Annotated in this window: 12 protein-coding genes; 10 read left to right on the top strand and 2 right to left on the bottom strand. The window is 47.7% G+C overall.

What is annotated here, in order from left to right:
• From GXO76_07960 to GXO76_07950, 3 genes are all read left to right on the top strand, one after another.
• Positions 1-372 (top strand): glycosyltransferase family 4 protein (locus tag GXO76_07960; protein NOY77788.1); only part of this gene is annotated, 372 nt, incomplete at its 5' end.
• On the top strand, positions 365-1,093 hold the full coding sequence (locus GXO76_07955; protein ID NOY77787.1) for a class I SAM-dependent methyltransferase: 729 nt from the start codon (positions 365-367) through the stop codon (positions 1,091-1,093). The genes GXO76_07960 and GXO76_07955, both read left to right, overlap by 8 nt.
• Positions 1,094-1,249: 156 nt before the next feature.
• Positions 1,250-3,748 (top strand): YfhO family protein, encoded by a 2,499-nt coding sequence (locus GXO76_07950; protein ID NOY77786.1) that lies wholly within the window; start codon positions 1,250-1,252, stop codon positions 3,746-3,748.
• A 52-nt stretch (positions 3,749-3,800) separates the two neighbouring features.
• Here GXO76_07950 and GXO76_07945 read toward each other — a convergent pair whose 3' ends face one another.
• A complete protein-coding gene (locus GXO76_07945) occupies positions 3,801-3,998 on the bottom strand; it encodes a hypothetical protein (protein ID NOY77785.1) in 198 nt (65 codons plus the stop codon).
• 341 nt (positions 3,999-4,339) lie between these two features.
• Here GXO76_07945 and GXO76_07940 point away from each other — a divergent pair, with 341 nt between their 5' ends.
• From GXO76_07940 to GXO76_07920, 5 genes are all read left to right on the top strand, one after another.
• Entirely contained in the window at positions 4,340-6,724 is a 2,385-nt protein-coding gene (locus tag GXO76_07940) for a DNA internalization-related competence protein ComEC/Rec2 (protein NOY77784.1), read from the top strand.
• Between the two features lie 150 nt (positions 6,725-6,874).
• Positions 6,875-8,152: a 6-phosphofructokinase gene (locus GXO76_07935; GenBank protein NOY77783.1), complete on the top strand. Its 1,278-nt coding sequence runs from the start codon at positions 6,875-6,877 to the stop codon at positions 8,150-8,152.
• Positions 8,153-8,369: 217 nt separating this feature from the next.
• The gene (gene pyk, locus GXO76_07930) at positions 8,370-9,797 is read left to right on the top strand and encodes a pyruvate kinase (protein ID NOY77782.1); all 1,428 of its coding nucleotides are present in this window, start codon (positions 8,370-8,372) and stop codon (positions 9,795-9,797) included.
• Positions 9,797-10,546, top strand: a complete 750-nt coding sequence (locus GXO76_07925) for a JAB domain-containing protein (GenBank protein ID NOY77781.1) — start codon at positions 9,797-9,799, stop codon at positions 10,544-10,546. Before pyk ends, GXO76_07925 begins: the two co-directional genes overlap by 1 nt.
• A 170-nt stretch (positions 10,547-10,716) precedes the next feature.
• Positions 10,717-12,648 (top strand): metallophosphoesterase family protein, encoded by a 1,932-nt coding sequence (locus GXO76_07920; protein NOY77780.1) that lies wholly within the window; start codon positions 10,717-10,719, stop codon positions 12,646-12,648.
• 32 nt (positions 12,649-12,680) lie between these two features.
• On the opposite strand, the gene GXO76_07915 is transcribed toward GXO76_07920, so the two are convergent.
• Positions 12,681-14,858, bottom strand: a complete 2,178-nt coding sequence (locus GXO76_07915; GenBank protein NOY77779.1) for a glycosyltransferase family 1 protein — start codon at positions 14,856-14,858, stop codon at positions 12,681-12,683.
• A gap of 597 nt (positions 14,859-15,455) precedes the next feature.
• Between GXO76_07915 and GXO76_07910 the strand changes: the two genes are divergently transcribed.
• Together GXO76_07910 and GXO76_07905 are read left to right on the top strand one after the other, a co-directional pair.
• Positions 15,456-15,800, top strand: coding sequence for a hypothetical protein (locus tag GXO76_07910; GenBank protein NOY77778.1), 345 nt, complete (start codon positions 15,456-15,458; stop codon positions 15,798-15,800).
• 65 nt (positions 15,801-15,865) lie between these two features.
• Positions 15,866-16,234: a hypothetical protein gene (locus tag GXO76_07905; protein NOY77777.1), complete on the top strand. Its 369-nt coding sequence runs from the start codon at positions 15,866-15,868 to the stop codon at positions 16,232-16,234.
• The last annotated feature ends 20 nt before the right edge of the window (positions 16,235-16,254 follow it).

Below are 16,254 nucleotides of genomic sequence, written 5' to 3'. Positions count from 1 at the left end.
ACCGGCTGGGTACCGTTTGAAAAGAGTGCCCGGGCCATTCAGGAAGCGGACATTTGCTTCATTCCCCACCTGTCCATTGCGCACACGGACACCACCGTTCCGCACAAATTGTTTCAGTACATGTATTTAAAGAAGCCGGTTCTGGTAAGCAGCTCGCCACCCCTCAAACGGATTGTGGAAGAAACCGCCTGCGGTCTGGTGTTTGAGGCCGGGAACCCCGAAGATTTTGCCGAAAAACTGCTCCAGATGGCCCGCAGCCACCGCCTGCAGGAATGGGGTGAAGCGGGGCACCGGGCAGTGGTTGAAACGTACAATTGGGAAAAAGAAAGCCAAAAATTGGTACGCATTTACCGGGAGTTGTTGCATGGATGAAGAAACCTACAAACAGTACTACGAAACCGTAGCCACACAGAAAAATATCTGGAATACAGAAAAAAACGCCCCTATGTATTTTCAGGAGATGATTCGCTACGAAGCGGTTCTGAAACAGCTGCCTCAATCGGCAACTCACGTGGTCGATTTGGGTTGCGGCGACGGTTACCTCTCGTACCTCATGGCGCGGGCGGGGCACGTGGTCACGAGCGTGGACCTTTCGGCCAACCGATTGAAAAAATTTGAAGAGGTGGCCCAAAAATACCACATTCAACAGGTCCAGGCAGACATCAAAAACACCGGTCTGCCAGCCGGCTATTTTGACGCCGTGGTCTGCTCGGAGGTCATTGAGCACATTGAGGGATACGAGGATGTGCTGCGCGAGGCTTACCGGATTCTCAAACCGGGGGGTACCTTCATTGTAACGGTTCCGTACAACGAGGAGCTCAAAATCATCATCTGTCCCCATTGCCACACGCCTTTCTACCGCGACGGCCATGTCAATTCGTTTAACAAAAAAAATCTGGCCCAAAGTCTGCAAGAAGCTGGCTTTCACGTGGACAAACAAACTACGTTTCGGAGCAAGCTGTCGGTTCACATTCAATATCATTTCAAACTGAAATATGGAATTCTCTTGAAAGGGATGGACTGGTTTTTCTCGGCGCTGCTTCCCGGCTTTACCTTTTATCTATTGATAAAAAGCCATAAAAATGTGGCGTAGGTTGCATTTACCGTCTAAATCTCTCCTTGATTTTTTGGGAAGAAATGTGTACAATTAAAACAGATCACAAAAAAACACCAGGGAATTCATTGTCCTTCGTTCCTTTGTGTTCTTGCGGCCCTGTTTTTCTTTTAAACGTTAATTCGGAGAACACCCATGGCTCAAAAATCCAAACGAAAAAAATCCCACAAAAAACAGGCTTCAAAAAGGATTGACAAACCATCCTCCTCGTGGATGGACTATTTTGAAAAACACCCCAATATTCTGCCTTTGGCGCTTCTGTTTGTTCTGTTGCTGATTTTTTATAATCAGGTCATTTTTGCCGGAAAAACGCTCCTCCCGCCGGACACGCTGGCTTCCAAGAGTGTCCAGCCCTTTTTGAAGGAAGCCTTTCGGCAGCACGTTTATCCCCTCTGGAATCCCTACATTTTCAGCGGGATGCCCTCCTTCGCCAGCCTGTCCAGCGCCCCGTTTGTGGATTTGTTGGGCGATGTGATTAATGCCGTCATCTGGGTGTTCAAACTGGTCTTTCCCCTGCCGGATTTTACACGGATTCTGCTTAATTTATTTTTGTTCGGTCTTTTCATGTATCTGTTGATGAAAAAGCACACCGGTCTGGCATTTGTAGCCCTTTTCTCGTCCGTCGTCATGCTTTTCCAGCCACAGGTTGTCGCGTACCCCGCGTTTGGACACAACACCAAACTGCTCACAGCCAGCCTGATTCCTGTCATTTTTTGGGTTACCGAGGAGCTTCTGGAAACCCGCAAGATACTCTACCTGGGCCTTTTGGGTCTCTCAATTGGCCTGCAACTGCTTCGGGCGCACGTACAAATTGCTTACTACACCTTTTTGATGGTGGGTCTTTTTTACCTCTATTGGGCGGTTGAAACAATCGTTAAAAAGAAGAATTGGAAAGCAGTCATTACTTCCGGCATTTTTCTGGCTGTGGCAGTGGGTCTGGGAATGGCGGTTTCTGCCTGGCTCAATCTGTCCGTTTTCGAGTACTCTCACTACTCGATTCGCGGCGGAACAGGGGGCGGTCTCAGCTATGCGTACGCCACAAGCTGGTCCTTTTCGCCTTTGGAAATCTTGACCTTTTTTATCCCCTCGTTTGTAGGGTTTGGCGGGCAAACCTATTGGGGACACATGCCCTTCACCGATTTCCCGCTCTATATGGGTCTCATTCCGTTGATTCTGGTCGGATTTGCCTTTTTGCTGAAACGCAGCCGCACCACCTGGTTCCTCGGACTTCTGGGTATTTTGGCGTTGTTGGCTTCATTCGGAAAAGAATTCCCGGTACTTTACGGCCCCATGTTTAAACTTCTGCCGTTTTTCAACAAATTTCGCGCCCCCAACACGATCTTGATTTTGCTTCAGTTCTCAGTAGCCGTCCTGGCCGGCATCGGACTGTTTGCCCTTATTCGGCTCAATCTCGAAAAACTGGACAAATCCACTTTGAAAAAGCTCCAGAACTATCTTTACGGATTCGGCGGATTTTTGCTTCTGCTCTTTCTCTATCTTCTGGTCGCCAAAAGTTCGCTTTTGGGAAGCATGGCTGCCTCCGGCAAAATCAGCAGCCCGGTTCTTCAGGAACGTGCCTACAAAATGGCAGTGAATGACGGGCTGAAGGCTCTGTTACTCTTTGCAGCGGCCTTTGGGGTGATCTGGCTTTATCTGAAAAAGTCCATCCAATCAGGCACGTTGAAATGGACACTCTTTTTTCTGGTGATTATTGACCTCTGGGCCGTGGATTTTAAGGTTATTCACCCTCAACCCAAAGCCAGTGAGGAATCCTTTTTTGCCGCGACGGATGTGGTTCAGTTCCTGAAAAATGACCACTCACTCTATCGGATCATGCCGGTTTTAGACGATAAACCTGCCAACTGGTACATGTACCATCTGATCCAAAATATGTACGGCTACCACGCGGCAAAGATTAAAATTTACCAGGATATGCTGGCGGAATCCGGGCTGCCGCGGAGCTTTTTTATGAAATATGTCAAACCCGTTACGCGAAACGGACGGCAGGGCATGGCCTACCGAACGCCTCAGGAAATTAATCCGATCGAATGGCATTTTCACCAGGTACTCCTGAACATGCTCAATGTAAAATATGTACTCTCCCCCTATCCCGTTCCGGACAGCGTGTATTCCGTAGTATTCAAGGGCCAGCGGAAAAAGGTGCTGTACAACCGGGGGGTTCTTCCCCGTGCATTTTTCGTGGATACCCTTCAGGTGCTTCACGGCAAGAAGGCCATCTTTGGGCGGATGAAACAACTGGATTTTGATCCGAAAAAATTGGCCATTATTGAAGAAGATCCTCCCTTTACCATCCGGGCGAGTTCCAAAAATCAGGTCATCATCGGACATTTCAGTATTCACAAAATTGTTCTGAGTGCAACTGTGGTCAAACCGGCTCAACTGGTACTCAGCGAAGTCTACTATCCGGCAGGTTGGAAGGCCTTTGTGGACGGCAAACGAACAAAAATCTACAAAACCGACTACTTCTTACGTTCGATTTTTCTTCAACCGGGAACGCACAAGATTCAATTTATTTTTGATCCGCGAAGCTTTAAGCTGGGACTGCTCATTACGGCTGTCTCCCTGGTCCTGATTTTCGGACTCATTGGAGTGGGCTGGAAAAAAGGCATCTGAGTTTGGGTGCTATTTTCTGATTAAGACGAAAAAGACATTTTTAGCCCTGATTTTACGCGCGCAAAAAACGGGTACCCTTTTTTCCTGAGGGTTGAGGGGTATCCAGAATAAAACCGGTACACGTCGTATGGGGGCACACGTTGCATACAAATTGCCACCCGTCGGTCTGGCGGGTAAATTGAATGGCCAAATTCTCCAAATCCGTAATTGCCTCTTTGCGAAACGGACACATCACTACGAGTTCTTTCATAAGATTCTGAACCTCTTTTGGCGCATCACGAAATGATACGGTTTGTCCTTCAGGATAGATTTTCTTGTGTTTCTTATTCAAAACCAATTGTCCATTCGTATGGATAACGCTTCAACGCGATGCAGTTGTTTAAAAGACACCTTCCGAAAAGGGATTCTTTTTGAAGTGTACGGGTGCTGATACTGCCTAAATCACAAATATCGTACCAGAATTTTCCATTTGCCAAAATCGTATCTTATTGTTAAATAAGATATTGCAAAACAGTTGTTTTTCAATATTCAGCCAATTTTGTTATCTAATAAAACGGTGTTCCGAAATGGAAATAACAGGGGGAATAAACCGTGAAAGAACCTGCTGTTGTTGTTGTCCTCAATTTTATTCTTGGAAGTATTCTGGGGCGTTTTTTCAGATGTTCTCTTTCACCCCTTTTGGCTGCATCGGTCACTTTTCTACTGATTGGTTTTCTTTTTTATTCTATGAGACGGGCCCGAATCCGCACCTGTACCGGAATGTTTGCAGGCATTTTGCTGGGATTTTTGTGGGTGAGCGCCGCGCAAACCGATCTTCAAAAACAGGCAAACTCGCTTCTTTCGAAAATCAAAAACCCCGCCGGCCTGATCGGAACCCTCTCCTCGGCGCCGGAGGTTCAACATGGCCGGTTGAAGTGGATTCTCCACGCAGAATATGTTCTCAATCGGGATTCCCTTTTCCCCGCCCGGGCAAAACTCCTGGTTTCTTCCAAAGATACCTCCCTTCGGCTGAAAATGGGTCAGCGTGTTTTCCTCCGCGGGTACCTCAGCCAACCCCCGGGGAAACGAAACCCCGGTGAATTCGATTACCGGGCTTATCTGGCCCGACGAAACATTTCTGCCGTTTTTTACTTGGTACAGAATGAGCGGGTACAGATTCTTTCAGAAAAACGGGGCGTATTCTTTTGGACCGGTTTGATCGCCTCCCTTCGTGAGCGGCTTTCGCTGCAAATCACACACCATCTCGGTCAAACCGAGGAGGCCTTTCTCCTAAAAGGCTTGCTGTTGGGGCAGAGGGGCCAAATTGATCCCGCAATTCAGCAGCGCTTTGCCCGAACAGGCGTAATTCACGTATTGGCCGTTTCCGGTCTTCACGTGGGATTTATTCTTCTTTTGCTGATGGGGATGTTTTCCCTCCTGCATTTGCCTGAAACTCCCCGAACCATTCTGGTTATTTTTGCCCTGATTGTTTACGCCGCTCTCACGGGAGGCAAACCTCCTGTGATTCGAGCCGTTTTCATGGCCGCCATTATTTTGCTCGGCTACCTGCTCCAGCGCCGGACGGCTGTTCTGAATAGTCTGGCTGTTGCAGCCCTCGTTCTTCTCATGGTAAATCCGTTCATGCTTTTCGATGCAGGGTTTCAATTATCTTTTCTGGCTGTTCTTGGAATTGTGTTGTTCTACAGCCGGATTCTGGCTTTTTTTCGATTTGTCCCGCGGAATCGCCTCCAGCGATTTTGGGGCACTAAACTCTTGCCGCTTCTGATTGTGTCATTTACCGCTCAATTGGGAACACTTCCATTGACGCTTTACTATTTTCACCGATTACCCACGTACTCACTTCTGGCCAATCTTGTCGTCATTCCACTGGTTTTTGTCAGTGTGGCTCTCGGTTTTGCGCTGATTTCGCTGGGCCCCATCTGGCCGTTTCTGGGAAGCGTGCTGGCCGTGCCGGTTAAATATCTCCTCACCTGCCTTATTCAATTTGTGACCTTTTTCAGCAGACTGCCGGGCAGTTCCATCGAATCATTCGGGCATTTTTCTCTTTGGTATCTTGCGGCCTATTTTATTCTGTTGGGAATGATCTGGTTTGCCGACAATCCCCGCAGGGTACGGCAGTTATCACTTGGCCTGATTTTTCTCCTTCTTGTCTGGACCGGCACCGACGTCCTGCTCCATCTCCAACCCACACTTAAGGTGACATTTCTGGATGTGGGTCAGGGCGACGGAAGTGTTGTGGAATTTCCCGACGGCCATTTTCTGATGATCGACGCCGGCCCGCGCACAAAATCATTTGATGCAGGTGCACGTCTTGTTTTTCCCTATTTACGATACGAACACTGCAGTCGTCTTGATGCCATGATGATCAGTCACCCCCACGAAGATCATATTGGAGGGGCCCCTTTTTTACTGGCCCATTTGGCCGTGGAAGAAATCTGGGACAATGGAGACAGTTTAGACCGGCCGATTTACCGGCTCTACCGAAACAGTATCCGCCGAAAGAAGATCCCTCTTCGGGCGGTCCTCGCCGGTTTTCACCGTCTCAACTGGCACGGGGCGTCCATCTGGATTTTCTATCCGATCACGCCTTCACACCAAATCGGACACGCAGATCCTCCGGACAGAGAAAACAATCATTCCGTGGTAGCCAAAATCCGTTTCGGATCCCGCTCGTTCTTGTTTACGGGGGATATTGAACAACCCGTGGAAAGACAACTGCTTCCATTTGGCACGCTTCTTAAATCGGACGTACTCAAGATACCACATCACGGAAGTCAAACATCCAGTACCCTGGCATTCCTAAAAGCCGTTCATCCGCGTTATGCGGTGATTTCGGTGGGGGCACACAATCGCTTTCACCAGCCTTCGCCGGAAATCCTTTATCGTCTCAAACGGTTGAACATCCAGACCCTTCGTACCGACAGGGAAGGGGCTATTATTTTTAGCACGGATGGAAAACACCTAAAAATAAGATAAAAGGGTAACGGACAAGAAAATCCAACCTCCTTTCATTTTCACTTGATTGGGGGGAAAAAAATGATTATTATTATTAGAATTTGAATAAAACGACTTAAAGCCATATATGAAATCTTCATGCAGAAAAAATTTCAGAAAGGAGCTTAACCTGTGAGTACGCAGCAAAGAAAACTGGGAATTATTGTTGGAGGTGGTCCGGCCCCCGGAATTAATGGCGTTATCAGTGCCGCCACAATTGAAGCCAGAAATCAGGGCATGGAAGTGATTGGCATTATCGGTGGTTACTATTGGTTTGCAAGGGGCGATTACACGCACATTCAAAAACTTGAAATAGAGGACGTTTCCCGGATTCACTTTACCGGTGGTTCCATCTTGCGTACATCGCGTGAAAATCCTACCAAGAGCAAGCAAAGCATGGACAATGTCATTCGGGGATTTATGGAATTGGGTATTACGGACTTGATTACCATCGGGGGTGACGATACGGCCTTTTCAGCCAGTAAGGTGGCCGAGGCTGTAAAAGGAAAAATCCGCGTGGCTCACGTTCCCAAAACCATCGACAACGACCTGCCCCTGCCCGGTAACATTCCCACATTTGGGTTTCAAACGGCCCGACACGTGGGTGTTTCCATTGTTCATAACCTAATGGAAGATTCACGTACCACAAACCGCTGGTACATCGTTGTGGCCATGGGTCGAAAAGCCGGACATCTGGCTCTTGGAATCGGAAAAGCAGCCGGCGTAACCAATGTAATCATCGGCGAAGAATTTCAAGAAGAAACAATCGCCATTAAAAAGGTCTGTGATATTATTGAGGGCTCCATTCTCAAGCGCCGGGTCAAGGGCCGCCAGGATGGTGTTGTGGTGCTGGCTGAAGGAATCGCCGAGAAACTGGACGTGGAAGAACTGCAAGCCATCGAAGGCATGCGAATTGACTACGATGATTACGGACACATTCGCCTGGCTGAAATCGATCTGGGACGAATTATCAAGTACGAATTGGAGCACCGGTTTCAACAGCGCGGCGAAAAATTCCGAATGGTCACCGGAAACATCGGCTACGAGCTGCGTTCAGCCCCACCCATTCCATTTGACTGCGAGTACGTGCGCGACCTGGGATACAGCGCCATTAAATTCCTGATTAGTGATGATTTGGTCGCAAAGGCGCCCAATGGAGCCCTTATTTATGTGGATGCCGGGAAACTCATTCCTATTCCATTTGAGGATATTCTGGACGAAAAAACCGGCAAAATGTCCGTGCGATTGGTCGATGTGAAAACCGATTCCTATGCTGTGGCACGGGAATACATGATTCGGCTGACCAAAAAGGATTTTGATGATCCTGAAATGCTGAAAAAATTGGCCGATGCGGGAAAAATGACTGTGTCTGAATTCAAAGAACGATTCAGTTACCTTGTTAATGATTAATTGCGATGAAACAAGCCCGCTGTTTGGCGGGCTTGAATTTAAAACGACATTCTTCTGTTAGGCCGGGGCATGGTTTTGTTTTCGACACAAACACGTTCTACCGATGCAATCGGGAAAATATCGTTTTTCGCCTGAACGCATTCTGCACGGCTCCCGATCGAAAATTCCACTGGCGGCTTGCCCCATTTGAATTTCTTCTTCAAAAAGAGGAGATACCATGAAACGTGCAAAAATTATTGCCACCCTCGGACCTGCGAGCAATTCCCCTGAAATTATTCAAAAGCTGATTCAAACAGGTGTGGATGTGGTCCGACTCAATTTTTCACACGGCACCCACGATGAACACGCCCGCATGATCCAAATTGTTCGGAATCTATCAAAAAAGCTCAACCGCCCGATTGGAATTCTTCAGGACCTTCAAGGGCCCAAAATCCGTGTCGGTCCAATCAAAGATGGGCACATCCTTCTCAAGGATGGCCAGAAAATCACCATCACAACGGAGCCTTTGACCGGCACAACCGAAATGATTTCCACAACCTACAAGCATTTGCCCAAGGATGTTTCTCCGGGCGACCGCATTCTTCTTGACGATGGCCTGCTGGAACTCCGGGTAACGAAAACAGCCGATACCAAGGTGATTTGTGAGGTCATTCACGGGGGACCTCTTGGTTCCCACAAGGGAATTAATCTGCCGGGCGTCAAACTCAGCACCCCTTCGCTGACGGAAAAGGATAAAATCGACCTGAAATTTGGAATTGAACAAAAGGTGGATTTTGTGGCGTTATCTTTTGTTCGGACACCGCTGGATGTTGCGGAGCTCAAAAAACTCATCGAAGATGAGGGCACGGACATTCCCGTTATTGCCAAACTGGAAAAACCCGAGGCCATTGAGAATCTGGACGATATTCTGTCAGTAGCCGATGCCGCCATGGTGGCCCGCGGCGACCTGGGCGTGGAAATGAATCCGGAAAAAGTGCCGATCATTCAAAAGGACATCATCCGAAAATGTATTGAAAAAAGCATTCCGGTGATCACCGCCACACAGATGTTGGAATCCATGCGTTTCCAGCCCCGGCCCACCCGCGCTGAAGCCTCCGATGTAGCAAACGCCATTTTCGATGGCACCGATGCCGTCATGCTTTCTGCGGAAACAGCGGCCGGTGAATACCCTGTAGAATCCGTTCAAATGATGCGAAAAATCATCGAAGAAGCGGAACAGCATTCACGGGAAGACGCACACCCTGTGCTTCCGAGCGGCCGACATGCCCAAAAGACCTTTCCCGATTCCATTAGCGAGGCCGCTTGTGAAGCGGCTCTGGAACTGAATGCCCGGGCCATTGTCGCATTTACCCAGTCGGGTTTTACGGCTCGTTTGATCTCCAAATACAGGCCGTCCACACAAATTGTGGCGTTTACGCTTTCTGAAAAGGTTCGTCACAGACTCCTTCTTAATTGGGGCACCACTACCCGAAAGATTGACATGATCAATTCTCTCGATGAAATGATTCAACGCGTGGAAAAGGCCCTTCTTTCTGACGGCCTGGTCACCCAGGGAGATTCTATTGTGATCGTTTCAGGGGCACCGCTGGGCGTAAAAGGGACCACCAACATGATGACCCTGCACCGGATCGGACGAAGGACATAATGACTTCTCCCCATCGAAAAGTGTACGAAAAATCCATTTCCAACTGGCCGGAAGAAGACCGGCCCAGAGAAAAACTCCTGAAGCAGGGGGCCGACTCCCTGAGCAACGCCGAGCTGCTGGCCATTTTGCTGCGGGTGGGGGTTCCCGGGATGAGTGCCGTCGATTTGGGTCGACAGATTTTGCAGGAAACCGGCGGATTGCGTGCCCTGGCCAACTGGGCCCCCGAGGAGTTGTACCGCATTCACGGGCTCAGCGTAGCAAAAGTGGCGCAATTGAAAGCGGCTGTTGCCCTCGGCGAGCGGGTGATGTCGGAGAAAAAGCGGGATCTTGGAAAAATCTATTCGCCTCAACAGGTGTACGAGTTTATTTTGCCTCAGCTCCGCGATTTAAAAAAAGAGGTATTTAAGGTTCTTTTCCTCAACGCCAGAAACCAAATTTTGGAAATGCACACCGTCAGTCAAGGGACGCTTACGGAGAGTCTGGTTCCGTTTCGGGAAATTTTCGCACTGGCCAACCGTTACGGCGCTACCAACATTGTGTGTGCCCACAACCACCCTTCGGGCAGCCCCGATCCCAGCACGGATGACATCAAAACCACGCGTGCTCTGGTGATTGCCGGAGAGGCGCTCCAGATTCCGCTGCTGGATCACATCATCGTGGGTGAAAACCGCTACTACAGTTTTTCAGAAAGCGGAGAAATCGAAAATTTCCGGCAGCAAATCCGCGGGCTAATTCGAAAAGGGGTGTGAGCTGAAGGGCCTGTCAAAAGAGGCTGGCCCCAACGGTTATCAATCGGCATAAAATGAGTTTAGACCGTTTGATTTCACTCAAGTTCTGCCTGGATTATTCATGACTCGCAGACACGAAAATATTAAATCGCGAAATAAACCGGACGTTTAAGAAAAATAGGGATGCAATCATGAAAAACAAACTCATCTGGATGGTTTTGGTCTTTGGGGTGATCGCTTTTCTTAATGACATCGCTTTGAGCGGAGAAAAATTGCCTGTCCAAGTTCCCAATCTCCCGACGAAAAAAGCAGAAGAGAATTTCTTTTTGCGCCACAATCAGGTGTGGAATGTTTTGCCGAAAGGCAACCAAAACGGCCTGTTTCTGGATTTGAGGGACACGACCCTAACCGGGCGTCTTTCATTTGGCGTGTATCAAAAAGATGCCATACTCACATTTCCACGCTACCGGAGGGCATCTCGAATTGAAAAAGGGAAGGGGTTTTTGGATATTCGTGCGTATTTCAGACCCACATACGATGACAACGGTTGGGCTAAAACCAAAGAAGGCTGCATGCCCTACCGAATTGAGGTGTGGGATCCTTCGATCCGGGCCATGCGTACCTACGATGCCCGTGTCCATTTCGTGAAAAAGAACGGCATTTTCTACCGGGCTTTAACCCTTACCGAAGGCCCGTTTGTGAACCTTATTCGTTCCGATGCCCCCGACCGGGTGGTCATTTCATGGGCAACAGATGAACCCAGCCAGGGTACCGTCTGGATAAACGGGAAAAAAGTTGTCGATTCCAAAAGGGCCCGGCGCCACGAAGTGCTGGTCACAGGCCTTTCGCCCTGCGTGGATTATTCGTACCGGGTAACGTCTACAGGAAAATCCGGCTCGGTCACCTCACGGGAATTCTCCTTTCAAACGGCTCCACCCAAGGGGGCCAGCCATTTCAAATTCGCCTTCATGTCTGACAGCCGTTCCGGTTTTGGGGGCGGCGAACTGAACATCAACACGGTGAATTACAAAACGGTTACCCATTTTGCAACAGCGGCGTACCGAAAAGGGGCCCGTTTCATTCTGATGGTAGGCGATTTGATTGATGGTTACACCACCTCGGCTGAGGACTACCGAATGGAGCTCCAGAGCTGGAAAAACGCCATTGAACCGTTCGGCCACTATCGGCCGGTGTACGTGGTCAAGGGTAACCACGAGACGCTGCTGAATGGGTTTGACGACGGTTCCCACTACGGTGCCGGTTTCGACAAATGGCCTTACGCCACGCTGAGCGCCGAGGCCCTGTTTGCGCAGGAATTTATCAATCCACTAAACGGTCCTGCTTCTGAAGATGGTGCTTCTTACGATCCCAATCCGAAAAAAACAGATTTTCCCACGTACAAGGAGAATGTGTACGCGTTCCAGTACGGCAACATTTTACTCATTAGTTTCGATACGAATTACTGGTTTTCGAATCATTTCATGAAATACGGCGGCAATTTTGATGGTTACATTCTGGACGTACAGTTCAATTGGTTGAAGAAAGAGTTGGATCGGGCAGAAAAGGATCCGACGGTCGATTGGGTTATTTTGGCCGCACACACGCCGGCATTTCCCAACGGGGGCCATCTGAATTCCGGAATGTGGTACCACGGCAACAACACTCTGCGGCCCGGTGTTTACGATTATAAGCACAAAAAATTAAATCATTTAAAAGAAGGCATTATCGAACGGCGAAACACCCTCTGGACCCTGTTCAGCAGCCATCAAAAGGTTTTGGCTGTTTTGGACGGTGATGAACACAATTACTCCCGGGCTCTCATTACAGCTCAAACACCGGTCGGGATTCCTGCCGTGGACGACACGGATGGTGACGGTACATTAGACCGCTTCTCTCCCAACCCCAATTTCAAATATCCGGTGTGGCAGATTATTTCCGGCGGCATGGGGGCTCCCTATTATGAAAAAGAACACCCACCCTGGGAAAAATGGGTGAAGAAATTTACGTCCTTGCAGAATTTTGTACTGTTTTCTGTGGAGGGGAAAAGGGTTTTTGCGGAGGTTTATTCCAACACAGATGCGCTTATTGAACGAGTGGACTTAACAGAAATTCGTACAAAGTAGGGCGATTCTGCAGCGAATCGCCCTCCGGAATTTCAATAAACAGCCTGTTCCGATTCCCTTTCTCTTTGGAATCGGTCGGCTTCCGAAGCTTTACTGTAGAATTTTTCAAAATATTCGGCCACCATCCGGTCTGTGCTGAAAAAGGAAATAAGACTTCGGTACGATTCAAATGCTTTGTCTATCCACGCCTCGGGAATGCCCTTTTCATTCTGCCGGTAATAAAGCGGAATAATCTGGCTTTCCAGTGTTTCGTACAGCGACCGGACGTCCATTTCATCCTGAAGGTTGGGGTCATTCGGAGGATCATTTGGGCCGATTTCCCAACCATTCTTTCCGTTGTAGCCTTCCACCCACCAGCCATCCAATACACTGAAATTGATCCCACCGTTCAGGATGGCCTTCATCCCGCTGGTTCCGCTGGCTTCCTGAGGCTTGCGCGGATTATTCAACCAGACATCACTTCCTGCCACCAGGAGTTTGGCCAGCGCCAGATCGTAATTTTCTACCAGAACAATCTTTCCCCGAAATCCGTCTTCCCGGCTGTGTTGAAAGATGTCCCTGAGGACCGCCTGTCCGGGCTGGTCGGCCGGGTGGGCTTTCCCCGCAAAAATAATCTGAACAGGTTTTTCGCTGTGGTTCAAAATCGCTTTCAGGCGTTCGATGTCTCTGAAAATCAGATTTGCCCGTTTATAGGTGGCAAATCGCCGCGCAAAACCGATGGTCAAAACATTTGGATCCAGGTAAGAATCGACTTCATCCGCCGGCAGGCCTTCACGGGCAAATTGTACCTTTAACCGCCTCCGAATTTCCTGGATCAAATTAGATTTCCAGAGCGTGTGAATCTTCCAGAACTCCTCTTTTGGAAGTTCAGCAGACCTTTGCCAGTACCCGGCATCCGTCAGGTGATCTTTCCAATCCTCCCCAAATGTGCGGGCGGTCAGTCTCTGTACATCAGAAGCCATCCAGGAGGGGGTGTGCACCCCATTTGTAATGGCGCCAATGGGAACCTGATTTTCGGGCAGTTCCGGCCACAAATCATGCCAGATGTGCTGCGAAACCTTCCCGTGCAGCTGACTCACGCCGTTCCGGTAACTGGAAAGTTTAATGGCCAAAACAGTCATACTAAAACGGTCCCCTGTCCGGTAACCGTCTTTTCCCAATTCAAAAACCTTGTCCCGGGGAAGCCCCAGGTGATTCCAGTAGCGCTGAAAATAATAATCGACCAATCCATAATGAAACTCATCATGGCCGGCCGGAACGGGGGTGTGGGTAGTGAATATCGCATTAGCCCGTACGGCTTCCACCGCTTCATCAAATGAAAGATTTTGGTTAGCCATAAAGTCGCGGATGCGCTCCAGGCCCATAAAGGCAGAATGGCCTTCGTTCATGTGCCAGACAGACGGCGTGATTCCCAGCGCCTTGAGTGCGCGGGCGCCGCCGATCCCCAGAAGCATTTCCTGCCGAATGCGGGTGTCGTGGTCTGCGTGATAAAGTTGGGCATTAATTCCCCGATCCTCCGGATGATTTTCCGGAAGGTTTACATCCAAAAGCAGCACATTGATTCGACCGACAGCCAGTTTCCAGATTTTCGCCTGAACTTCCCGCTCCCCAATGCTCAATCGAACTCGCAGGTCGTTTCCTTCGCTGTCCACCACTTCCTGAAGTGCCAGATTCTCTGGGTTGTACGTGGTATAAACAGCTTTTTGGTTGCCATCCCGATCAATTTGCTGGGTAAAGAATCCCTGCTGGTACAGAAGTCCCACTGCCACAAACGGAAGTCCCAGGTCACTGGCGGATTTGCAGTGATCACCGGAAAGCACGCCCAATCCCCCGGAATACATTGGAAACGATTCGTGAATGCCGTACTCGGCTGAAAAATAGGCAATGGGGTTCATGTCGGGATTGGGAGCATTTTTGTGGAACCAGGTTCCTGAGCTGCTCATGTAGGCATCAAATTTTTGAAGAGCTGCCTCGTATTTTTCCAGAAATGAGGGCTGGTCTGCCAGCCGCTGGAGTTTTTCAAAAGGGGTTTGTTTAAGAACCTGCAGCGGACAGTGTAAAAAAGCCTCCCACACATCCGGGTTCATACTTCGAAAAAGTTCCTGAACATCGGGCTGCCAGCCGGTCCAAAAATTGTAGGCCAGATCCGATAACCGACGAAGGGCTTCGGGCAATTTCAATTCCGCAGAAGGTTTCGAATGAATGGTCATAGACACTCCGGTTTAATTTGGCTAAACGTTTCAAGTCGAATTTCAAATCATGTGCTTGCAAAAATCATACTCGCGGCCGCACGCTTAGTAAATAATTTTCATTGGAAGATTATCTCTTATTTTCGGCACAAAGATTACGATTGAACGGATAAATCTTCGTAATGAAAAATTTTATAATATATTATTAAATAAGAACATAGAAAATATTTTGTCTTAAATAAAAAATGAGTAAAACTAATATAAAAAATAAAATCGTAAATTGCAAGAGAAGACACTCTTTTTGGGGTGACTATTGATCCATTGCCTGCTTGTTCCTTCCGGCAGGGGTGTATCGCTTTTCCCGCCTGTGTTCCATCCTGATTCGCTTGTGTCGGAAACAACGCACACGTTTTATTATCGGAAACGACACCGAAAATATTGAGCACGCCCTTTGCGGACACGAACAAAAACTATTGTATTTGCCATATAATCCTGGCTTAAAAATACTACTTGACACAAAGGAAACGATTTAGTAAATTGACTACGCGTATTGTCAATACGCAAATTAAAATGACCATTCTTTTTGACTTTATTGAAAAATAAACTAAGGAAAATACCATGTCTGATAAAGAAGTAATAAAGTTTAAATATATATTTTCTGAAGACTACAATCCGATTTATATCAATGGTGCCTTTGGTGGCATAAATCCCCGTGGGGAGTTAGTAATTAATTTCTATTTTGAAAGACATGGATTGCCAATATCCCAATCATATGAAATAACCAAAGAGGGTATGCTTGGGGATGAAATAGACAATGAACCATCCGATTTGAAATCCAGTATGGTAAGAATAGTAAAAAATGGTATAATTTTAAATCTACAAAGTGCTCAAGAAATACACAAATGGTTGGGAGACTACATTAAAAAATTGCAAGAATTAACAGATATTAATAAAACCAAATGATTGGGGTAATCATGCGATTTACTGCTCCTTCAAACACTAAGTCGTCATTTTCTAAATATGTTGATATGAACAGTTCCTCCTACTCAAATGGAGAATCTCCTATTTCACATTTTATTAACATCTATATGAAACTCATTAACAAATCTTATTATTCGGACATAAATCCAAAAGATTTTAAGAAACTATTTGAATTAAGGGAACTTCACAAAAAAAAATTGAGAAAGCCCATTAAAATTACATTGGAAGAAGACGGAGAGGGTTTCATAGCCAAAACGATTGATTTCCCTCTTTTTGGTTACGGCGATTTCCCAAAAGAGGCTATATCCAATTTAAAATATGAAATCGAATCCTTATATGAAGATCTATTAAAAGACGATGATTTTTCAAAAGAATGGTTGGAAATAAAGAAAGCATTATCTGAGATTATTGGTTAGTATTTCATGAAAAATTTCAA

This window comes from Calditrichota bacterium, from assembly GCA_013151735.1.
Classification (GTDB): Bacteria; Zhuqueibacterota; JdFR-76; order JdFR-76; family BMS3Abin05; genus BMS3Abin05.
The sequence above is the reverse complement of the archived record's forward strand: the minus strand, read 5'-3'. Positions and strand labels throughout refer to the sequence as shown.

Excerpts from the sequence above, each read along its gene's own strand:
- pyk (NOY77782.1), top strand. The coding sequence starts at position 8,370 with ATGAAACGTGCAAAAATTATTGCCACCCTCGGACCTGCGAGCAATTCC.
- GXO76_07920 (NOY77780.1), top strand. The coding sequence starts at position 10,717 with ATGAAAAACAAACTCATCTGGATGGTTTTGGTCTTTGGGGTGATCGCT.
- GXO76_07955 (NOY77787.1), top strand. The coding sequence starts at position 365 with ATGGATGAAGAAACCTACAAACAGTACTACGAAACCGTAGCCACACAG.
- GXO76_07950 (NOY77786.1), top strand. The coding sequence starts at position 1,250 with ATGGCTCAAAAATCCAAACGAAAAAAATCCCACAAAAAACAGGCTTCA.
- GXO76_07915 (NOY77779.1), bottom strand. The coding sequence starts at position 14,858 with ATGACCATTCATTCGAAACCTTCTGCGGAATTGAAATTGCCCGAAGCC.
- GXO76_07925 (NOY77781.1), top strand. The coding sequence starts at position 9,797 with ATGACTTCTCCCCATCGAAAAGTGTACGAAAAATCCATTTCCAACTGG.
- GXO76_07910 (NOY77778.1), top strand. The coding sequence starts at position 15,456 with ATGTCTGATAAAGAAGTAATAAAGTTTAAATATATATTTTCTGAAGAC.
- GXO76_07905 (NOY77777.1), top strand. The coding sequence starts at position 15,866 with ATGAACAGTTCCTCCTACTCAAATGGAGAATCTCCTATTTCACATTTT.
- GXO76_07945 (NOY77785.1), bottom strand. The coding sequence starts at position 3,998 with ATGAAAGAACTCGTAGTGATGTGTCCGTTTCGCAAAGAGGCAATTACG.